The 21,732-nt window shown below is 54.8% G+C and carries 18 protein-coding genes and 1 pseudogene; 7 read left to right on the forward strand and 12 right to left on the reverse strand.

Going from position 1 to position 21,732, the window contains the following annotated elements; genetic code table 11:
* Positions 1-10: 10 nt before the first annotated feature.
* On the reverse strand, positions 11-1,738 hold the full coding sequence (locus BAA01_07105; GenBank protein OUM90742.1) for an acyl-CoA synthetase: 1,728 nt from the start codon (positions 1,736-1,738) through the stop codon (positions 11-13).
* A gap of 402 nt (positions 1,739-2,140) precedes the next feature.
* On the opposite strand from BAA01_07105, the gene BAA01_07110 reads away from it, so the two are divergent.
* Entirely contained in the window at positions 2,141-3,136 is a 996-nt protein-coding gene (locus BAA01_07110) for a nitronate monooxygenase (protein OUM90743.1), read from the forward strand.
* A gap of 158 nt (positions 3,137-3,294) precedes the next feature.
* Here BAA01_07110 and BAA01_07115 read toward each other — a convergent pair whose 3' ends face one another.
* From BAA01_07115 to BAA01_07140, 6 genes are all read right to left on the reverse strand, one after another.
* The gene (locus tag BAA01_07115; protein OUM90744.1) at positions 3,295-4,545 is read right to left on the reverse strand and encodes a tyrosine--tRNA ligase; all 1,251 of its coding nucleotides are present in this window, start codon (positions 4,543-4,545) and stop codon (positions 3,295-3,297) included.
* 145 nt (positions 4,546-4,690) lie between these two features.
* The gene (locus BAA01_07120) at positions 4,691-5,041 is read right to left on the reverse strand and encodes a stage V sporulation protein AE (protein ID OUM90745.1); all 351 of its coding nucleotides are present in this window, start codon (positions 5,039-5,041) and stop codon (positions 4,691-4,693) included.
* Positions 5,038-6,048, reverse strand: coding sequence for a stage V sporulation protein AD (locus BAA01_07125; GenBank protein OUM90746.1), 1,011 nt, complete (start codon positions 6,046-6,048; stop codon positions 5,038-5,040). The genes BAA01_07120 and BAA01_07125 overlap by 4 nt, the downstream gene beginning before the upstream one ends.
* Positions 6,045-6,536 (reverse strand): stage V sporulation protein AC, encoded by a 492-nt coding sequence (locus tag BAA01_07130; protein ID OUM90747.1) that lies wholly within the window; start codon positions 6,534-6,536, stop codon positions 6,045-6,047. The genes BAA01_07125 and BAA01_07130 overlap by 4 nt, the downstream gene beginning before the upstream one ends.
* A 14-nt stretch (positions 6,537-6,550) precedes the next feature.
* Positions 6,551-7,405, reverse strand: a complete 855-nt coding sequence (locus tag BAA01_07135) for a hypothetical protein (protein ID OUM90748.1) — start codon at positions 7,403-7,405, stop codon at positions 6,551-6,553.
* 47 nt (positions 7,406-7,452) lie between these two features.
* Positions 7,453-7,659 (reverse strand): DUF1657 domain-containing protein, encoded by a 207-nt coding sequence (locus tag BAA01_07140; protein OUM90840.1) that lies wholly within the window; start codon positions 7,657-7,659, stop codon positions 7,453-7,455.
* Positions 7,660-7,905: 246 nt separating this feature from the next.
* Here BAA01_07140 and BAA01_07145 point away from each other — a divergent pair, with 246 nt between their 5' ends.
* Together BAA01_07145 and BAA01_07150 are read left to right on the forward strand one after the other, a co-directional pair.
* The gene (locus tag BAA01_07145) at positions 7,906-8,349 is read left to right on the forward strand and encodes a sporulation protein (GenBank protein OUM90841.1); all 444 of its coding nucleotides are present in this window, start codon (positions 7,906-7,908) and stop codon (positions 8,347-8,349) included.
* 104 nt (positions 8,350-8,453) lie between these two features.
* Positions 8,454-9,520, forward strand: a pseudogene (locus tag BAA01_07150) (23S rRNA (adenine(2503)-C(2))-methyltransferase RlmN).
* Positions 9,521-9,572: 52 nt separating this feature from the next.
* Here BAA01_07150 and BAA01_07155 read toward each other — a convergent pair.
* Positions 9,573-11,840, reverse strand: coding sequence for a copper-translocating P-type ATPase (locus BAA01_07155; GenBank protein OUM90749.1), 2,268 nt, complete (start codon positions 11,838-11,840; stop codon positions 9,573-9,575).
* 364 nt (positions 11,841-12,204) lie between these two features.
* Between BAA01_07155 and BAA01_07160 the strand changes: the two genes are divergently transcribed.
* Positions 12,205-12,423, forward strand: a complete 219-nt coding sequence (locus BAA01_07160; GenBank protein OUM90750.1) for a hypothetical protein — start codon at positions 12,205-12,207, stop codon at positions 12,421-12,423.
* Between the two features lie 124 nt (positions 12,424-12,547).
* The gene (locus BAA01_07165; protein OUM90751.1) at positions 12,548-13,039 is read left to right on the forward strand and encodes a YajQ family cyclic di-GMP-binding protein; all 492 of its coding nucleotides are present in this window, start codon (positions 12,548-12,550) and stop codon (positions 13,037-13,039) included.
* Between the two features lie 33 nt (positions 13,040-13,072).
* On the opposite strand, the gene BAA01_07170 is transcribed toward BAA01_07165, so the two are convergent.
* The 4 genes from BAA01_07170 to BAA01_07185 all read right to left on the reverse strand — a co-directional run bounded on the left by BAA01_07170 (position 13,073) and on the right by BAA01_07185 (position 20,207).
* The gene (locus tag BAA01_07170) at positions 13,073-14,845 is read right to left on the reverse strand and encodes a hypothetical protein (GenBank protein ID OUM90752.1); all 1,773 of its coding nucleotides are present in this window, start codon (positions 14,843-14,845) and stop codon (positions 13,073-13,075) included.
* A 131-nt stretch (positions 14,846-14,976) separates the two neighbouring features.
* A complete protein-coding gene (locus BAA01_07175; protein OUM90753.1) occupies positions 14,977-16,455 on the reverse strand; it encodes a hypothetical protein in 1,479 nt (492 codons plus the stop codon).
* Entirely contained in the window at positions 16,452-17,642 is a 1,191-nt protein-coding gene (locus BAA01_07180) for a hypothetical protein (protein ID OUM90754.1), read from the reverse strand. Before BAA01_07180 ends, BAA01_07175 begins: the two co-directional genes overlap by 4 nt.
* A gap of 189 nt (positions 17,643-17,831) precedes the next feature.
* Positions 17,832-20,207 carry a hypothetical protein gene (locus BAA01_07185; GenBank protein ID OUM90755.1) on the reverse strand — a complete coding sequence of 792 codons (2,376 nt, stop codon included), beginning with the start codon at positions 20,205-20,207 and terminating at the stop codon, positions 17,832-17,834.
* A 199-nt stretch (positions 20,208-20,406) separates the two neighbouring features.
* Here BAA01_07185 and BAA01_07190 point away from each other — a divergent pair, with 199 nt between their 5' ends.
* Together BAA01_07190 and BAA01_07195 are read left to right on the forward strand one after the other, a co-directional pair.
* Positions 20,407-20,775, forward strand: a complete 369-nt coding sequence (locus BAA01_07190; protein OUM90756.1) for a hypothetical protein — start codon at positions 20,407-20,409, stop codon at positions 20,773-20,775.
* A 223-nt stretch (positions 20,776-20,998) separates the two neighbouring features.
* Positions 20,999-21,631 (forward strand): hypothetical protein, encoded by a 633-nt coding sequence (locus tag BAA01_07195; GenBank protein ID OUM90757.1) that lies wholly within the window; start codon positions 20,999-21,001, stop codon positions 21,629-21,631.
* Positions 21,632-21,732: the final 101 nt, after the last annotated feature.

A 21,732-nucleotide genomic window follows, 5' to 3' on the forward strand; every position in this document is an offset into this window, starting at 1 on the left:
CGAATGGCCACTACGCACTGCCCTTCATTTCCATCTCCCGCAACACCCGCTTGAGCACCTTTCCTGCGGCACTGACAGGAATTTCGTCGACAAACGCCACTTCCCGCAGTTTCTTGTACGGAACCACCTGTTCATTGACAAAGGACATCAACTCTTCGGCCGTCACCTGGCTGTCCGGCTTGAGAACCACAAAAGCTTTTGGAATCTCGCCCACTTCCGGGTCCGGCTTGCCGATCACGGCCGCATTGGCCACCGCAGGATGACGGAAGAGGATCTCCTCCAGCTCACGCGGATACACATTGTACCCCTTGTAGATCATCATGTCTTTCTTGCGGTCGACGATAAAAACATACCCGTCCTCATCCATGTACCCCACGTCACCCGTGTACATCCAACCGTCTTTCAACACTTTGGCCGTCTCTTCCGGATTGTTGTAATATCCGGCCATCACCTGCGGGCCGCGGACACAGATCTCTCCCACTTCACCGGGCGGCAGCGGCTCTTCCCCGCCTTCCAGCGGCACGATCTTGCATTCCGTATCAAATACGGGGATGCCGATGCTCCCCACTTTGCGCAGGCCGCTGCGGCCGCTCGGATTGGAAATGGCGCCCATCGTCAATTCCGTCATCCCGTACGCCTCCACAATCGTGGCCTCCGGAAAACGCTGCTGCAACAGGTGGATCAGCTCCTGCGGCAACGGGGCTGCCCCAGAGGCGATGCTTCGCACGGAACTCAGATCCCGTTTCGCCAGATCAGGGTGCCGCAGCAGCGCGACAAAGACGGGCGGGGCCCCGCCGATGGTGGTTACCCGGTACTTCTCCGCATCCTCCAGATACTTGGTCGGGTCAAACCGGCTGTGAAGGATCAATTTTGTTCCCGTCAAGATCGGGTTGTTCAGGTACCCGACCGTTCCCATCGCATGGAACCACGGGGTAATGTTCACGAGAACCCCTTCCCCGAGCGGCACGCGGTACTCCGCATCCTCACCGATGAGGGACGGATCGACCGGTTCCAGCCAGAGCCGCTCTCCATCGGTCACCGGTCGGCTGGCCGTTCCCCAACAGGCAAACTGAATCGTATTGACTACCACATTATAGTGGGGCAACATCACCCCTTTGGAGCGGCCTGTCGTCCCGCCGGTATAGGCCAAGTGGGCCAGATCGCGCCGCGGATCGATGGGCACCTCGAACGGTTCCGGTTGTTCTTTTGACAAAAGGTCAAGAAAACTGTGCCAGTTCTCCCCATAACCGGAGGGATCGACAGGTTGGGTGCCGGACGCTTCCGACTCGCCCGTCAGCACCACAAATTGCACCCTCGTATTCGACTGGACGGCCTGAATCGCCTTGGCCATCAACTCATGGGTGACCACGGCCTTTGCCCCGCAATCATTCAGCTGATACGCCAGGTCGTGAGGCGGAAGCAACGGATTGACGGGTGAAAACGTGGCGCCGGAAAGCATGATTCCATAGTAGGCAACGGCATATTGCGGCGTGTTAAGCATATGAATGGCCACCACGTCACCTTTGCCGATCCCCTTCCTCCTCAGGGCGTTGGCAAACCGCAGCGATTGCTCATATAGCTGGCGGAAGGTCAGCGAATGGCCTTCATACACTAACACCACCTTGTCTCCATACCGCTCGGCGCTTCCCTTCAAAATGGATCCAACAGGCAATTCCGGATATTGGATATTTTTCGGCAATCCTTTTGGCCAAAATTGATGCCAGACTTTTTCTGCCAAGAATAGGCACCTCCTGTAACCCAAAAATGATGACGGACAGCATATGATTGAACATTCATTCATCAAAAAACAGATTGAATGCGGTTTCAAACCTTGCCAAAAGTATATCACATCATATGACATTACGGAACAGTCTTTGATGCATTTTCTTTGCGATTTTTGTGATCAATACGCTCAATTCTAACTAAAGGGATTGCGTTTTCCTCTCTATTAAGTTTTCCTCTCTAAAAACTGGGTTGAACTCGTAGTTTATTTATAAGATAATGAACAACAGAGTGGCCAAATGACGTGTTTTGCCATGGAGATTCGCAACCGTCATCATCTCTGATCTATTTTTATTTAATAAAACAAATAAAAAATAAAGAAAACAAAAAACAATCACGAGACAAGGATGTGAAGACGATGATCAAGACACGCTTTACAGAATTGGTCGGCATCGAATATCCGATCATGCTGGGAGGAATGTTTCAGGTAGGACGGGCGGAACTGGCGGCGGCGGTCTCGGAAGCAGGAGGACTGGGAACAATCACCTCCGTCACCCAAGGCGAACCGGAAAACCTGCGCCGCGAAATCCGGCGGGTAAAATCACTGACCAAAAAACCTTTTGCCGTCAACCTCAGTCTCTTTCCCAGCAGCCGGCCGATCCCCAATGAAGCCTATATCGAAGTTCTGCTGGAAGAAGGAGTCCGGATCGTCGAAACCAGCGGCCGCAGCCCTGAACCCATCATGAAACCGCTTAAAGATGGCGGTTGTATTGTGATCCACAAGGTTCCGGGGGTCAAATACGCGCGTACGGCAGAGCGGGTCGGTGTCGATGCGGTCAGCGTGGTCGGCTTTGAAACGGGCGGGCACCCGGGCATGGAAGATATCGGCGCGGTCGTCCTCATTCCGCGGACGGTCCAGTCCGTCAAGATTCCGGTGCTCGCCGGCGGCGGTTTTGCCACGGGTCAAGGTGTGGCGGCGGCACTGGCATTAGGCGCGGAAGGCGTGGTGATGGGCACCCGCTTCATGGCCGTCAAGGAATCCATCGTCCACGAAAAGGTGAAGCAGTGGATGATCGAGGCAGATGAAACACAAACCACCATCATACAGAAAAATATCAAATCGCCCTCGCGCGTGGCGCTCAACGAAGTCAGCCGCAAGGTGATGGAACTGGAACAGGAAGGCAAAGGCCTGGAGGAACTCCTCCCCTACATCACCGGACAACGGAGCAAGGCGGTGTACTTTGATGGGGATATTGACGGCGGCGTCTGGTCCTGCGGACAATCGGTCGGCCTGATTCAAGACGTTCCCACCGCCAAAGAACTGATGGAACGGATTATCAAGGAAGCGGAAGAAACCGTCCGCCGACTGGGTGAAGTGTTCAACCTGGCACGTCAATTCGCCCAGGAAGGATAATAGCCAGACGTAATCATCACGCAATCACGCGATAAAAGCCACGCAATAAAGCAAAAAGCTGCTCGCAAGGCGTTTGCCGCCTTGCAAAAGCAGCTTTTTTTATGTTTTATCGCCTTTCCCATGGCATTTCTCATGGCATTTGCCGAGATCAGCACGCTTCAGTCCAGCTTTACCCGGGCAAACTTGCGTTTCCCGACCTGCACGATCATGCCGTCACGGACGACAACCTGGCGATTCACATCATCCACCCTTTCACCGTCAATCCGAACCCCGCCCTGTTGAATCATCCGGCGAGCTTCCGCATTGGAGGGCACCAGGTTCAAGGCCGTCAGCAATTGGACAATCCAGATGCTTCCATCTCGTGCGATTTCCCGGGAAATGGAAACATCCGGAATTTCATCCGGCAAAGCACCTTGTTGAAACACGGTGACAAAATGACGCTCAGCCTCATCTGCCGCCGCATCACCGTGATACATACGAACAAGCGTTCTCGCCAAGCGCATCTTGGCATCGCGGGGATGAAGCCGCCCGTTTTCCAGCTGCGTTCGAATCTGCGCCACTTCTTCCAGGGGGAGGTCGGTCAACAGCTCGTAATATTTCGGCATCAACTCATCGGGCACCGACATGGTTTTTCCGTACATCTCCTGCGGCGCATCATTCACACCGATGTAGTTGCCAAGGCTTTTGCTCATCTTCTGTACGCCATCCAGCCCCTCGATGAGCGGCATCATCACCGCCACCTGGGGCTCCTGTCCGTATTCGCGCTGCAACATGCGGCCCATCAACAGATTGAACTTCTGATCGGTTCCTCCCAGCTCCACATCGGCCTTCAAAGCGACTGAATCATACCCTTGCATCAACGGATAGAAAAACTCATGGACGCTGATCGGCTGCTCCATCTGCATTCGCTTGGCAAAATCTTCCCTCTCCAGCATCCGGGCCACCGTAATTTTTGCCGCCAGCTCAATCACTTGCGCGAAGGTGAGAGGGGCCAGCCACTGGCTGTTGTAATGCAAAACCGCTTTGGACGTATCCAGCACCTTGGCAAACTGCTCCACATAGGTTCGCGCATTTCGCTTGACATCCTCTTCCGTCAGCTGTTTGCGCGTCTCCGATTTTCCCGTCGGATCGCCGATGCGCCCCGTAAAGTCGCCGATCACAAGGTGAACTTCGTGCCCCAGTTCCTGAAACTGGCGCAACTTATGTAAAACAACGGTATGCCCCAGATGAATATCCGGCGCAGAAGGGTCCAGGCCCAACTTGACGCGCAGCGGTTGGCCTGTCCTGATGCTGCGGGCCAGTTTCCGCCACAACTCCTCCTCCGGCACGATCTCGGCCACGCCGCGCCGCAAAAGGGCATACTGCCGCTCAACCTCCTGCTTTTCTGCGGGGCTCAGTTCAAATTCCATCGCGTCATCCGTCCTTTCTTTCTCCACTCACGACGCTAAAAGAAGAAAGCCCATCCCCGGCGGAACGGGCTCCCAGTGCTATTCCCACTTTACCAGTAGTGGATTGGCTGCGTCAATACATCTCTTGTCATGAGATTCATCCGGCTCATCCCTTCGAACGGAAGATCAACGCCATCAAAAAGCCAAAAATGATGGCGGCCGAAATCCCTGCGCTGGTCACTTCAAAAATCCCGGTCAGCACGCCCACCAGGCCGCTCCGTTCGGCCTCCGCCATGGCGCCGTGAACCAGCGAATTCCCGAAGCTGGTAATCGGTACCGTGGCTCCCGCTCCGGCAAAATCAATCAAGGGTTCATATAACTCCAGCCCTCCCAGAATCGCGCCGGCGACCACCAGCGCACTGGTGGTATGCGCAGGAGTCAGCTTGAGCACATCAAACATCAACTGGCCTATGACACAGATAAGACCCCCGACGACAAAAGCCCAGAAATAAATCAACCCTCATTCACCCTTTCCACCGCAACAGCATGCGCAATACAAGGAATGCTCTCCTTTTGCTGAAAGGAAATCGGGGAAAGGAGGGCCCCCGTCGCCACCATCAGCACGCGGTTGAGATTTCCCCGTTCCATCTCCCGCAAAATATGTCCGTAAAAAACAGTCGCGGAACAGGCGGCGCCGCTTGCTCCTGCAAACACTTGCTGGTCCTCACGGTAGATCATCAGGCCGCAATCGGCAAAACGGTCCTGCGGTATGGCCATGCCATGTTCCGAGAGCAAATCGATACAGATCCGATGGCCGACACGGGCCAGGTCCCCCGTCAGGATGAGATCATAATAATCGGCGTCCAGCTGCAAATCACGCAAGTGGGTCTCAATCGTGTCCACTGCTGCCGGTGCCATCGCCGCGCCCATATTGAACGGATCCTGAATTCCCATGTCCACTACCCGGCCGATGGTCGCTGCGGTGATCCGGGGCCCTTTTCCTTCTTTGACCACCACTCCTGCTCCCGCCCCGGTGACGGTCCACTGCGCGGTGTCAGGCTTTTGCGCACCGTATTCTGTGGGATAGCGATACTGCCGCTCCGAGGCGGCATTGTGACTGGCCGCTCCGGTCAGCACCCGTTCCGCCTTCCCCGCATCCACGATCAAGGCGGCCAGCGCCAACCCTTCCATAGACGTGGAACAGGCGCCAAACAGCCCGAGGTAAGGCGCGGCCAACGTCCGGGCAGTAAAATTGGAGGTGATGATCTGGTTCATCAAATCGCCGGCCAAAAAAACCTGGATATCCTCTTTTTTCATCCCGGCCTTGGCAATGGCTTTTTCACAAGCTTGTTCCAACAATTTTCGCTCCGCCTTTTCGAAACTGTCCTGGCCAAGCCAGAAATCCTCGTGCAACACATCGAAATCTCGGGCGAGCGGTCCCCGTGCCTCCATGGGCCCCCCGACTGCCGCGGAGGCAAGGATCGCCGGCTTGCCGGGAAAAAGCCATGTTCGGCCCTTCCTCATCCGCCCGCACCCCCAACCACCCATGTCAGCCAAATCGTCTTCAGCATCGCGACGACAAAGGCGGAAAAGACACCAAAGACAATCACCGAGCCGGCCAGTTTGAACATGTTGCCGCCGACCCCCAGGACAAACCCCTCCGTCCGATAGTCAATCGCGGCCGAGGCAATGGTGTTGGCAAACCCGGTCACCGGAATGGCAGAACCGGCCCCTGACCATTGGCCAAGCCGGTCATATACTCCCAACCCCGTCAATAATGCAGAGAGAAAGATCAAGGTGGCCACGGTCGGATCGCCGGCCGTCCTTTCCGTGAAGTTGAAAAAGGTCATATAAAAGGTGGAGATCCCCTGACCGATCAAAGAAATGGTGCCACCGACAACAAACGCTTTGACACAGTTGAGGAAAACCGGCCGGTGAGGTTCTCTCCCCTTCGCAAAAACGTGATATTTTTGCTGGGTAGGAGTCATTTTTTTCTTTTTCTTGTGGGACATGGCTCATCCTCCCTTCAACGAAGCAATGGTTCCAATTCCTGGCGGACTTGCCTCATTTTATCGGAACACTCTTGAAACATCGCCTGAACGGCCGGATCCTTTACCTCCAGAGAATAGCTCCGCAAATCGGCTTCTGCCTGTTCAAGCTGCGCCTCCAGCAATTGTCGCGTTGAAGGCGGTGGCACCTGCAAGGCATCGTCAAACAGGTCCACGTACAAGTCGCCATGTGAATCCACCTGTCCGATCAACACGTTTTCAGCGGAAATCCCTTTTTTTTCCAGTTCATTGAGAAGCCAGCCCCGGTTCAATCCCAAATTCCGCAATCCTTCATCGAGAATGTTTCCATCAAGAATCACGGTCTGCGGCGCGTCCTCAGGGGCGGCCACGCGTCCAAAATCAGCCGGGGTCAGGGGCTTTTGATCCGACTTCAGCAGCACATTGACCTCCCCGTCCGACTCGATCACGGCAAAATCCACATCCGCCACCTGAAAAATTTGTTTGCTCCTGAGCTGGCGCAAGAAATCTTCCGGGTTCATCCGCGCCTCCCAGAGGTTGTCTTCCAATACCTTCCCATGCTGAATGGCGACAATTTCCCGCCCCTCCAGCAAATCCCGCACGGCCTTGCTCTTGAGCATCATATAGTTGACAAGCACAGCCAGGCCCGTCCACATGGCAAGTGCCAAGAGCCCCTCCCTGAGCGGAATCAGGTTGACCGCCAAACCAGCGACAAAAAAAGCGAATATCATCATCCAAACGCGTTCCCAGCCTGTTCTTGCCGCCAGCCAGCGGCGGCCCACCAGGCGGCTGATGAGTATGACGGCAAAGAACAGAAGAAAAGTTTTGATGAGTACGGCTGCATACTCTGGCACGATCGTCTTCCTCTCTGCTTCAATCTTATCCTTATCTCATCCTTGTCCTAATATCCCTTATACTGCGGTTCCTCTCTCTCCAATGTCTGAACCCGTTTTTCCAGCTGATCAATCACCTCTTCCACGCGCGGAATTTGTCTGGACCAGATTTCCTTGGCTTCGGGATGCTGGGTGGTCTCCGCGTAGGCGCGAATCGTCGCCTCAATCCCTTTGAGCAGGACAGCCGTCTTTTTGACCTGGGTTCCGACAGTCATTTTTGCATGCCTCCTGATCAGATGTTCCTTGCTTCTTTCCTTGCTTCTCTCGTGAATAAATCCCCATGAAATGGGAAGCATTTCCTCATGTAAACCGAAACATGTTACAACCGATACAAGACGCCTCGAACGGATCCGTTCCTTACTTAAACAGGTCAATATGCGAGAAGCATTGATTCTTTCTTAAGTATGTCTCAGAATCAGCCAAGATATATCCCTGTCTGCAGAGGAGGAATGACGATGCCCATGCGCCTGCTGGTTTGCTTGCTGTCAGCTTTCATATTGGTCAGCGCCTGTTCTCCCCAGCCCAATCAAAAACCGCAAGGTGGATCAGAAGACAAAAAGTGTCAGGAGGTGCCCGTGCGGCACTTTGATCAAGAACAACAGGCCATTCAGCTGGCCCGCAAGACGAAAGGCGTGGATGATGCGGTGGCCGTCCAAATCGACGATCAACTGAATGTGGCGTTAAAGGTCAGCAATTTTAACCGCCTGCGCCTGAAATCCATCCGAAAGGAAACATTTGAGAGGCTTGAAAAGCAATTTCCAGAAGCCGAGCTTCATGTCACGACGGATAACAAGTTGTATAAGGAACTGCAAGAAATGAATCAGAAAGCATGGACAAACGACAAGAAAAAAGCGTGTGAGGAAAAGAAAAAGTTGAAGCAAATCGAGGAAATGATGAAAGGATAAGCAATGGAGAGCATGGCCTGCAGCAATCCTGCCAGACGAGCAAAAACAAGATATGGTATGATAAGCGGAAGATTGTCCCTGATGAAAAAAGGGAGGGGAGAGCCATGAAACCATCCATCTACGGAATCACCTTCGAACAACTGTCGGATTGGCTGAGGGAACGTGGACAGAAAACGTTTCGGACCAAACAAGTCTGGGATTGGCTGTATAAGCATCGGTCCATGACTGGCCGGAGATGAAAAATGTCAATCGTGAATGCTTGCAAATATTGCAGGAGCACTTTTGCATGCAATCCATGAGCGAACAACTGAATCAACGGGCAGCCGACGGAACGATTAAGTTTCTGTTCAAATTGGCGGACAGCCATCTGATCGAAACGGTTTTGATGAGACACCGGTATGGTTTGTCTGTCTGTGTGACCACGCAGGTGGGGTGCAATATCGGCTGTTCGTTTTGTGCCAGTGGCTTGCTGTCCAAAAACCGCGATCTGTCAAGCGGAGAGATGGTTGAGCAAGTGGTGAAGGTTCAACAGTACCTTGACCGCCATGAACCGGGGCAACGGGTCAGTCATCTTGTGGTGATGGGGATCGGAGAGCCTTTTGACAATTATGACAATTTAATGCAGTTCCTGCGCATCGTCAACGCACCGCAGGGTCTGGCTATCGGGGCCAGGCACATCACCGTGTCCACCAGCGGGATCGTTCCCAAAATCTATGCCTTCGCCGACGCCAATTTGCAAGTCAATTTGGCGGTATCGCTGCACGCGCCCAATGACAAACTGCGCACGGAAATCATGAAAATCAACAAGGCCTATCCCTTAAAAGAATTGATGGAAGCTTGCCGGTATTATTTGGCCAAAACCAACCGCCGCATCACATTTGAGTACATCTTGCTGAAGGATGTCAATGATCATCCAGAAGAGGCGCTCCAGCTGGCCGAACTGGTTCGCCCGATGCGCCATCTGGTCTATGTGAACCTCATTCCCTATAATCCTGTAAACGAATTCCAGCAATACCAGCGCAGTTCTCCCCAAGCCATTCAGACATTTTATGAAACGCTCAAGAAAAAAGGCATCAACTGCGGCATCCGCCGGGAGCACGGCACCGATATTGATGCGGCATGCGGGCAATTGCGCAGCAAACACCTCACGAACAAAGCGTCTGTTCGTTAAAAACGGGGAAAGCCTCTCCCGTCTTTATGGGCGGAGAGGCTTCACTTCTATCCTATGCTGCCTGATGCGTCCGGATAAGTGGTTTGCTTTTTACTTTAGGTCTCCAGCGGTTCAGAAGAAGGGCATTGGTGACGACGGAAACGGAACTGAAGGCCATGGCCGCGCCGGCCAGAATCGGGTTCAACAAGCCGACTGCAGCCACCGGAATCAACAAAATGTTGTAACCGAACGCCCAACCAAGATTTTGCTTGATCTTGCGCATGGTGGCTTGAGAGAGCTGAATGCAGGCCACGAGGGACAACAGGTCACCGCGCATCAGCGTGATATCCGCCGCCTCCATCGCCACATCTGTTCCGGTACCGATGGCAATCCCCACATCAGCCGTTGCCAGGGCGGGAGCATCATTGATTCCGTCACCTACCATGGCTACCCGTTTTCCTTGCTGCTGCAGCTTTTTCACCCAGGCCGCCTTTTCTTCCGGCAGAACTTCCGCAAACACCTGATCGATCCCCACTTGGGCGGCGATCGCCTCGGCTGTCCGGCGGTTGTCACCAGTCAGCATGTACACTTCTATCCCCATTTGATGCAGCTCGGCAACAGCCTGCGCCGATGTTTCCTTAACGGTATCGGCTACGGCCAGATAACCCAATAATCTGCCGCGTTTGGCGGCCAACATCACCGTCTTCCCCTGCCCTTCCAGCGCATCGATGGCCGGCAGATAGGGTTCGAGGTTGACGGCTTGCATCGCGATCCATGTTTTGTTCCCCACAAAAAGCGTCTCATCGCCCACCCTGGCACGAATGCCGTGGCCCGGCACCGCCTCAAACTGACTGACTTCTTGCAGCTTCAGCCCGCGCTGGCGGGCACCCCGGACGATGGCCTGAGCCAGGGGATGCTCGGAAGCCTGTTCGGCACTGGCCACCATTTGCAACAACTGCTCCTTACGGAGATTGCCCAGCGCCACCACATCAGTCAGTTCCGGTTCTCCCTTGGTGATCGTCCCGGTCTTGTCCAGGATCACCGCGTTTACATCCTGCAACGCCTGCAGGTGTTCCGCGCCTTTGATCAACACCCCGTTTTCAGCGCCTTTCCCGGTTCCGACCATGATCGCGGTCGGCGTGGCCAGGCCGAGCGCGCAAGGACAAGCAATCACCAGCACGGCCACAGCATGGATGAGCGCCGGGGTAAACCCTGCAAACCACCATGTCAACAGGAAGGTAACAAGGGCGAGACTGACCACAATCGGGACAAAGATCCCGGAAATCCGGTCCGCCAAATCCTGGATGGGCGCTTTTGACCCTTGCGCCTCTTCCACCATCCGGATGATCTGGGAGAGAACCGTATCCTTGCCCACTTTCGTCGCCCGCATCCGGATGGCGCCGTGTTTGTTCAGCGTGGCACCCACGACCCTGTCGCCGGGACTTTTGGACACGGGCAGGCTTTCCCCAGTCAGCATGGACTCATCCACCGTCGTCTGTCCTTCCACCACCACACCGTCCACCGGGATCTTTTCGCCTGACTTGACAAGCAACTGGTCGCCCACCTGCACCTCCTCAACAGGCACATCCACCACCTGGCCGTCGCGAATCACGTGTGCCATCTTGGCCTGAAGACCCATCAACTTCTTCATCGCCTCTGAGGTGCGTCCCTTGGCGCGCGATTCCATGAACTTCCCGAGCAGGATTAACGTGATGATGATCACACTGGCCTCAAAATAAAATCCTTCATGCGCCCCCATGAAAAAGAGCACACTGCTGTAACTGTAAGCCGCCAGCGTCCCCATCGCCACCAGCACGTCCATGTTGGCGCTGCCTCCCCGCAGCGCATGGTAGGCGCCGCGAATAAACCGCCAGCCAATCGTGAATTGGACGACGGAAGCAAGGACAAACTGCAACCATGGCGGCATCATCCATGGCAAACCGGTCAGATCCCCCACCATCTGAACGAGAAAGGGGAGGGAAACCAATGCGCCAAGGAGAAAAGCGGTCAATTGCCGGCGTTCCCGACGCTGCCGCGCTTCTTTTTTCGCCACTTCGTCGACCGCAACCGATTCCCTGGCTTGGTAACCGGCTTTTTCCACGGCAGCGATCAACGCATCCACCCCAATCATGCCAGATACGTATCGCACGGTGGCTTTCTCGCTGGCCAGGTTGACATTGGCCTGAACCACACCCTCCACCTTGTTCAACGCCCGTTCCACCCTGTTGGCACAGGCTGCACATGTCATTCCGGTAATCTCCAATATCGCTTTGCGATGTGACGGGTTCTGCCGGTTTTGCCGGTTTTGTCCGGAGGCTTCCCTTGTCAAATCGGCTGACATTCCTGCTCCCTCCTAAATATGTGTCGCCTCTCTCTTTAAAACGGCTGCTTCAATGGCCGCTTCGACGACCCGAAAAAGGGTCGAAGCGGGTCGAATCGCATCGAATACCATTACCCCGTATCCATATTATAAGTTCAGGGCGCCTGTTTCTCAATATCCGATACAGGCCCGTGTATCTGCAGTGTGCCTCATCGTTACCGTTCGCATGCTTTTTGCATGCATTTTATGCTCGTTTCCGTCCCAGGTTGCCGGAATTGACCGGAGACGCAAAAGTTTGGTAAGATCAAAGCGATAAATCTTATACCCCATACATGTATCAGATCCCATACGTGGTTTGATTCTTCAGCGTAAGGAGGCAAATGAAATGGCGGCGCATGTTGTGCTCAAAGTAGAAGGAATGACCTGTGGCCATTGCAAGGCTGCCGTGGAAAAAGCGGTTCGCGGACTTAACGGCGTTTCGTCCGCCACAGTGGATCTGGACAAAAAAACCGTCGCGGTGGATTATGAGCCAGGGAAAGTGTCCACTGAAGAGATGAAAAAAGCCATCGCCGAGGAAGGCTACGAAGTGGTCGGCATGGCCTAAATTGCCCAATCCCCTTTCACCCAGACGCCCCTTTCAGGCGGCGTCTTTTTTGTTTTGACCCTTGGTGATATCCTTGCGGCTTGTTCATGGTATACTGGAAAAAAAGCCTAACAGGAGGAACGAAATGGCAAAAGAAAACTCCTTTGACATCGTGTCCAAAGTCAACCTGGCCGAGGTGACCAACGCCATCCAACAAGCGATGAAGGAAATCGAAACCCGCTATGATTTCAAAGGCAGCAAAAGCCGTATCACCCTGGAAGGGGAAGAGATCGTCATTCTCTCCGATGACGAATTTAAATTGGAACAGGTAAAAGACGTTCTTGCCAGCAAGCTGATCCGGCGTGGGGTCTCCCTGAAAAGCCTGGATTACCAAAAAGTAGAACCCGCTGCCGGTGGCAACGTACGGCAACGGGCTGTGATTAAACAGGGGATCCAGCAGGATCAAGCCAAACAAATCAGCAAGTTGATCCGGGATTCCGGGATCAAAGTGAAGTGCCAGATCCAGGGAGATCAGCTGCGCGTCTCCGGAAAAAGCCGCGACGATCTGCAAAAGGTGATTCACATGCTGAAAGAAGCCGATCTGCCGGTGGATCTCCAGTTTGTCAACTATCGTTAAAGCCCTGCGAACATAAAAGCCATACGAACAAGACTACACCTGGAACCGGCCGATCAACCGTTCCAGCTCCTGAGCCATACGGCTCAGCCGTTCGGCAGAAGCATGCATTTCATCCATCGTGGCCAGTTGCTCTTCGGAAGCGGCGGCCACAGACTGGGCATGGGCGGCAAGCTGCTTGGTGTTTTGGACCGCATCGGCCATCGAAGCGGCAATCTGTTCAGAGATGGCTGACATTTCCTGTGTGGAAGCCGAGATGTCCTGAACCTCCCCGGACACCCGCTTCGCCTCCTGAAGGATTTTCTCGAAGGCCTGCCCCGCCTCGTGGACCATGGTCATCCCCGAATCCACCTCTTTCATTACCTCGTCCATCGCCTTCATCGACGTGCTGATGCCCTGCTGGATGTTCTGGATCACTTCGGCAATTTGCTGCGCCGAGCTGGCCGATTGATCGGAGAGCTTGCGAACCTCCTCGGCTACCACCGTAAAGCCTCTGCCGTATTCTCCCGCCCGGGCAGCCTCAATTGCCGCATTGAGAGCCAGGAGATTGGTCTGGGAGGCAATGTCGGTGATGGCCTCAATGATCTGGCCAATTTCCGCGGAGCGTTCCTTCCAGTCGTTCAGCACGCGGGACAGTTCACGGGCGGACTGCTGGATCGTGCGCATCTGATCCACCGCCTGCTGCACGGATTGATTCCCTTGACTGGCCTCTTCCGCCATGTTCACTGCCACCTCGGAGACAACAGAAGAGGTTTCGGCAATCCGGCTCACACCGCCAGCCATCTCATCCATCGCGCGCGCTGTCTCTTCCGCAATCGTCTCCTGGCTTTCTGTTCCGGCGGCCACCTCCTGAATTGCCTTGACCACCTGTTCATTGGCCTTGAGCGACTGTTCCACGCTGGTTGATACCCCTTCTGACGCTCGCGAAAGCTCCTGTCCCGCCTGGCCGATTTCCCCGACCAGCAGGCGAAGATTTTCCACCATCTGATTCATCCCGCGCGACAGGTGGCTGAACTCATTTTTGAAAGGCACCCCGCTGGCCTCAACCCGCAAATTGCCGGCCGCCACTTGTTGCGCCATATGCGTGATTTCGCTGATGGGCCGCACCGCCATGCGGGTAAAGTAAGCGATGATCACGCTGCAAAGGATGGCCAGGCCGAGCGTCAAAAACAGAATCAGGTTGGAATGGTTCAGATGGGACTGCCCCTGTTGCTGTTGCTTATGGACCGACTGGTTCAAGAGGGCGTTGAGCTGCTGCAAAGAACCGTTGATGGCGGTATAGTGGTTGGTCATCGCCTCGTTGATCTGAACCAGCTGTACCAGCGGATCAGGGTCGTCTTGCCGCTCAGAGTCCTCAGAGTCCCCCATCCCAGCCCCATTTGCCCTGACTTTAGCGCTTTGCTCCGCAAACCACTGGTTCAGCTTCTGGTCCTCTGCCCGCACCGCGGCCAGCAGCTGTTTTTCCGCCGGTGAAGACAGCAAGGAAGGGATCCTGTCCCACAGCGGTTCCAGTTCCTTGACCTTGGACTGATAGGCCTGATAGATCCCCTCACCCGGCTTCAGGAAATACAAATTGAGCATCATCATCTTTTCCTGAATCAGGCTTTGCATGCGGAACACCTCATCCGCCGCCTGAGCCGTCTGGCCGATCTGGTTGAAATCTTCCGAGACACTCTGAATCCGCAACCCGTTGAACACCACCCCCGCCGTAAAGATCGCGATGACCAGCAAGAAGCCGACCACAACCTGCGTCCCGATTCGCCAGTCCATCCAGAACAGCCATTTCTCAAACCAGTTCTTCTCCACCATAGTGCCTCTCCCTTCCTCCAGCCCTGATGATCCTCATTGATGGAATTTCATGCCATAATTACCATAATTATATCAATCAGGCCGACGGAGGGACAATCTTCAATTTCGTGAATTTCGTGACACGAACACGCTTAGCGATCCAAGCGATCCGGATCCTGGGGAGAAATGGCGCTGGGACGTTTCCGTTTGCTGGGGACGGGAGCGCGAACCAGGATGTCCAGCAGCGCCGGCCCGTTGAATGGAATCAGCGGCCACAAATAAGGTGTATTCAAAGAACGCGTGGTGGCCAGCAGGAGAAAGAGGAAAATCAGAGCCGCCACCAATCCCGGAAGGCGAAAGAGAACCACCACGACAAGCAAAAACAGCCGTACCAGCCGGTTGGCCAGGCTCAGTTCGTAACTCGGCGTGGCAAAGGTGCCGATGGCCGCAATGGATAAGTAAAGAATCACCTCGTTGGAAAACAACCCCACATCCACAGCCACCTGACCGATCAGAATGGCCGCCACAATCCCGATGGCCGCAGCAAGGGAAGACGGCGTGTGGATGGCCGCCATCCGCAAAATGTCTACTTCCAGGTCGGCGAGGAAGAACTGCCAAAAAACGGAAATCGGTTTTCCCGTTTCCGGACGGATGAAGTCCCACTTCTCTCCCGTCATCTCCGGTTCCATCACCAGGAGCAACCACAAGGGTGGGATGAAGACAGAGGCGAACATCGCCAAAAACCGCACCCAGCGCAAAAAAGCCCCCACGATCGGTTTCTGCCGGTACTCTTCGGCATGCTGGACATGATGAAACAGGGTGGTCGGCGTGATCATGACACTGGGAGAGGTATCCGTATAGATGAGCACATGGCCTTCCAGGAGATGGACGGCCGCCACGTCGGGACGTTCCGTGTAACGGACCAGCGGAAAAGGGTTCCAATTCTTGCGGAAAATAAACTCTTCCAACGTCTTTTCGGCCATCGGCAACCCGTCAAGATGGAACTGGTTCAACCGCTTCCGCAACATTTCCACCAGCTCGGGGTCGGCCACATCCTCCAGGTAGGCCAGGCAGATATCCGTTTTGGAACGGCGCCCGATCTGAAGGTATTCCATTCGCAAGGAAGGATCGCGCACCCGCCGGCGAGTGAGGGCCGTGTTGAAAATCAGCGTCTCCGTAAATCCGTCCCGTGCCCCGCGCACCACCCGCTCAATATCCGGTTCCTCAGGTTGCCGGGACGGATAGGTCCGGGCGTCAATGACCAGAGCCCGCTCCTCCCCGTCAACAAACAGCGCCAGCGGGCCCGACAGCACGGCGGTGACGATCTCCTCGAGCGCATCCAGCGTCTCCACTTCCAGATACCCCAAATGGGTATGGAGCAGTTTCTGCATCGCATCCGGAGCCAGATCCTCGCGCTTAAGCGTTGCCAGGCGCTGCATGATGAGCTGCATGATCTCATCCTTGGCCAGGCCATCGACAAAATACAGGGCCAACCGCCTGCCTGCAAGCTGATAATGGCGGCAGATCACATCAAAACTCTTGCCCACGCCGAGAATGTGGTTCATCCGCTGCACGTTCTCGTCCAATTTTCTCGAAACCTTTTCCCGCATCAATTCCGCCGCTGTCGTCATCGGTCCTGCACCCCATCCGCTTTTTTCATGAAAAACCAGGAAAAACACTGCAGCAGGCTGAGGATAAAGATCAAAAGGAGCAAGTGACCTGTCTTCTGCGTCAGCTGGACCCAGACGAGAAAGGCGACAATCCCCAGCAGGCGCCCGACGCTGAGGGCCAGCTCGCGCATGACGACATGTTCAACGCGTGTCTTGACGCGCCAACGGTTGGCTCCAATGAGGTCAAACACCGTCGAGGTCAAGGGGATGAGAAAAAACGGCGCAAACAGGCTGAGGCCAATCCCGAAAAGGATAATCGTCCAAAAATGGGTTTGAAAAAGACTGGGAATGACCGCAATGGACATCATCAACGCGCCCAGGAGGATAAACGCATTCCGCCAGCTCCGCCTGATGAACCGCCCGACCAGGAAGTATGCCACCAGCGATACCCCGGCTGTGACAAAGAAAAACAGCCCCAATTTCCATTCGCTTCCGGTCACCACATACACCAGCAAACCAATGAGAAACACAAACACCGCGTCGGGAAGTCCCTGGCCAATGGAGGCCAGCATGGCATAATGCCACTTCGTCTTCTGCCGGGACTGGCGGTAAACGGCACAAAGGGCGTACCTGCCCTTCAAAGGCCGTTTGGGGAGAAAAAAAGTCATGAAGATCGCAAGCAAAAAAATCCCCAGTGAAATCCCGAAGATCACGTAGTAACCCCACAAGTCGGACAACGTCATGATCAGCCAACCCGACAACAGCGGCGCAATGATTTCGGAAAGAGAGGTGAACAGACCATCGGCTCCATTGTACCGATCCCGGTTGTCAGGTTCCGTAATTTCAAAATACAGGACATTGTAGCCCAGCCAGTAAAAGCCGTTCCCAACGCCCAACAAGGCCCCCAGCCACAACACATGATCCACCGAGCGCTTGCCGAGCAACAACACGGAAAGGTAAAACAAGGCCAATACGACAACCCCGATGCGCAGGGTAACCACGCGGTCCCGGCGCTTGACCAGCCATCCTGCAAGGACGAAGGTCATGGCAATCATGAGGTATTGGAACAGGTTGAACAGGCCGATCATGGTGTAATCGCTTTTCACTTTCCATAGGTAGACATTGACAAAGGTGCTGGACAAAGCGACAGAAACGGCAAATGAAGCGTTGATCGTCAGGAGCCATTTGGCAGAACGATCCAGGAACATGCTTCCTCCTCTGAGGCAGTTACCCTTGGTATCCAGGGACAGGTGATTGGCTTGTCTGCCGTATCCCTTTATCCTTGTTTTTCCCCATTCAGCGGAAAAAACACAAAATCATGGGCAAAATCATGGCGATAAAAAAGCAACATCCCGCCCACCCATCATGGTGGTCGGGATGTTGCGGGGAACCGCCCCTTATTTCAACTGGACGACGGTGACGCCGCTGCCGCCTTCGTTGTAATTGCCAAGCCGGTACGAGCCGACCTGCGGATGCTTCCGCAAGTATTCCTGAATCCCCTGGCGCAGACTGCCCGTTCCCTTACCGTGGATGAGAACCACCTGTTTCAGTCCGGCCAGGCTCACCTCATCCAGATACTTGTCCAATTTCGCGAGCGCCTCATCCACACGGTGGCCGCGCAGGTCCAGTTCCGGCCGAACGGCCCGCTCCTGGGTCACCACCCGTACCATAGGAGGCGCCGGCGGCTGCTTTTTCTCGGCCTGAACCGGCTTGAGCTGATCCTTGCCCAGGCTGAGTTTAATTTGGCCCATCTGAACCAGCGCCTGTTCGCCCTGCAGTTCCACCACGGTGCCGCGCTGCCCAAAGGGAAGCACCAACACCTCGCTGCCGGGAAGAATCGGCTCGGCAGGCGCATCCCCACTCTCGCCCCGCTCAGTGTCGGACCGTTTTCTGGACTGTTCATGGCTTGAGGAAATTTGTTCCAGCTTTTTCTCCCATTCGATGATCTGGTGCGGCTTGACGGCAGCGCCTTGTTTCACCAATTCCTTCAGTTCGTCAAGCAATCCGGCCGCCTCCTTGCGCGCGGCCTCAACCACATCATGCACCTTCTGGGACATCTCCGCCTGCAGCCGCTGCCGCTCTCTCGCGAGCTCCCTCTCGCGGCGCGCCAGTTGCTGCTCTTTTTCCGCAAGCTCCCTGCGCAGGGCGGCCACTTCCTCCAACTGCTCTTCCATCTGCTGATGGCGCTGCTCCAAGGAACTGACCATCGCTTCCAATTGCCGGCTGTCTTCATCCACCTGCTCCCGCGCCATTTCCAGCACGTGTTTGGGCAGACCCAAGCGCTCGGCAATAGCAAAGGCGTTGCTTCTGCCAGGCACCCCCATCATCAGGCGATACGTGGGCCGCAGCGATTCCACGTCAAATTCAACACTGGCATTGGAAACGCCTTCCCGGTTGTAGGCATAGGCCTTCAGTTCGCTGTAATGCGTCGTCGCCACCACCCGGCAGCCGCGCCGGTGCACTTCTTCCAGAATGGCAATCGCCAGGGCTGCCCCTTCTTGCGGGTCGGTTCCCGCTCCCAATTCATCAAAAAGAAGCAAGGCTTTTCCGTCCGCCTTTTCCAACATCCCAATGATATTCCGCATGTGGCTGGAAAAGGTGCTCAGGTTTTGCTCGATGCTTTGTTCATCCCCGATATCCACATAGATTCCGGAGAACACAGCCAGTTCCGTTCCCTCTGCAGCGGGGACAAACAGGCCGGCCATCGCCATGCATGACAGCAGGCCGATGGTCTTGAGCGTCACCGTCTTCCCGCCCGTGTTCGGCCCGGTGATCACGAGGGTGCGAAAAGCGGCCCCCAGTTCCACGTCAATCGGCACAACCGTCGCCGGATCGATCAGAGGGTGCTTCGCTTTTCGCAGCCGAATCAGCCCCTGATCGTTGAGCTTTGGGCGGCAGGCTCCCATTTCCCTTGCAAGGCGCGCCTTGGCCATGACCAGATCCAGTTCCGCCAACTTTTCCACCAACCGGAGCAGCGGCTCGCGAACCTCTCCCACCATGGCAGACAAGCGGCGAAGGATGCGCTCCTCTTCCTTCTGCTCCTGTACGCGCAGCTCCTGCAGCTTGAGGTTATCGCGGGCCACCGCATCCGGTTCGATAAACAGGGTTGAACCGCTGGCTGACTGGTCATACACCACCCCGCCAAACACATTCCGGAAATGCGCTTTCACAGGCAGCACCAAATGATCATGCCGTACAGTGACGAGCGGCTCCTGCAGCATCCGGATCACATTCGGATCGCGGATCATCGCCTCCAGCCTTTCCCTCATCCGGTTTTCCAGGTTCCTCATCTGGCGGCGGATCCGCGCCAGTTCCGGACTGGCTTCATCGCGGATGGCGGCCTGTTCATCGACAGCAGCCGCAATCGCATTTTCGACAGCCGGAAATTCCTCGATCTCCTCCGCCTGCGTGCGCAGATAAGGAAAAACGGGCGCCTCCTTTTCCGTGTGTTTGAGGAGAAACCGTTTCAATTTCCGCGACCCCTCCAGCGTCAGCTGCACTGCCAGCAATTCTTCCGGCAAAAGCAGCCCGCCTCTTCCCGCGCGGTCCACACTGGATGATATATCCCGAATCCCCCCGAACGGCGGATCGCCAAACTTGACGAGCAGGCGGTACCCTTCATCTGTCTGACTGAGCCACTGCTTTGCCTCTTCAGGAACAGTGGTGGGCCAAAGGGAAAAGGCCATTTCCCGCGAACGGGAAAAACGGGCATGTTTTTGCAACATCTGGCATACCTTGTCAAATTCCAGCCGCTTTAACGTGTCTTGTTCCAAGCCATTCCCTCCTGCTTCACCTTCAGTATACCTCAATCCTGCCGGACAATGGCAATGAATTGCTCCATTTCAAGCGTATAAGGGGATTTCCAATCAGCCACAATAAAACCGTAAAGATGAATACAGCAGGTTTGTGTCGATTCTATTGATGGATTTCCATTTTGATGATTTTACATTCGATTTAAGGAGGAATATTGAGATGACGATTGTCCGCCATCTTATCCGATTTGTCGTTGCCGCGATTGTGTTGATGGTGGTCGGCTTCATCGTCCCGGGCTTTTCCGTTCAGGGATTTTGGAGCGCCCTTCTGGCCGCCGTCGTCATCGCCGCCCTCGGCTGGGTTGTGGAAACCTTTTTCGGGGACGATATCTCTCCCTATGCCCGGGGCATCGTCGGCTTTCTGGTCAGCGCGGTGATCATCTATATTGCCCAATTTATCGTCCCCGACATGCGAGTGACGGTTTTAGGCGCCCTGTTGGCGGCCCTGGTCATCGGCGTGGTGGATATGTTCGTGCCGACCAGAATCCGTCTCGGGAATGCGGGAGGCGGAGACAGGGAAAACGAATAAGCCTCAAACGGCATGCGATCACTCATCGTGATCAAAATCAAAGCAGGACAATGCGCCTGCTTTTTTCTTTACCGAACATTGTCGAAATCCCTTTCCCCCGTTGTCAGGTTTTCAGAACATTTGCGGCTTCATTGGAACCTTTGTCAACGCGGCAGGATTTCTTCCCTTCCCCGCGAAACGATTAAAGTAACTGGTACCATATTGCAAGGGAAGGAGGAACCGCATGATGGAACAACAAGCCAGAACCCTGAAAACGGAGTACGGAACACGCGACTTGTCCGAAGCGTTCAACATGAACCCGCGAAAAGTAAGAGCCTGGCTGGATTATTTTCACGAATACATCCAGCCATCCACCAATGATAAGGGGCACTGGGTCGTGGATCAGGACGGTTATCAACGTTTTGCGGAAGTGGTCAAGGCGATGGAACAACCGGGCGCCTCGATGAACGAAGTCCGCAAGAACCTGCTTCGTCAGGAATCCGCTTCCGGCCTTGCCGCGACAAGCCAGGATCCGGATGGCGAGAAGGTAGTTCCCATCCGCCAGGATGTTTCCTATCAAGTGCTCAAGCAAACGCTGGATATGGTTACCTTGCTTGAAGAACGCGTCTCCAATATGGAAATGTATCAGAAAGACATGCTGCAAAAATACGATGAAGTGCTGCAACGGCAAAAAGAGGAACACAGGCAAGCCATTACGATCCATGAAGACATCCGTAATTTGAAAGAAGAAATGACGGATCTCCGGGAAAAAGTCTCCAACAATTTCAGAGAAATGCAGTTTACCATTGAGATGCTGGAGTTGGCTACCCGGGGACACCGGCGAAAAAAAGAACGGCGTTTCAAATTGTTCAGTTGAACGCGCTTCACGCGCTTTTTTTTTGCCCGTCAAAAGCAACGATGGAGACCTGTCCCGCCTTATGATAAAATCAAGGGTGTACAAATTGTGCGACACGTTGT

The sequence above is a fragment of the Bacillus thermozeamaize genome (assembly GCA_002159075.1).
Lineage (GTDB): Bacteria > Bacillota > Bacilli > ZCTH02-B2 > ZCTH02-B2 > Bacillus_BB > Bacillus_BB thermozeamaize.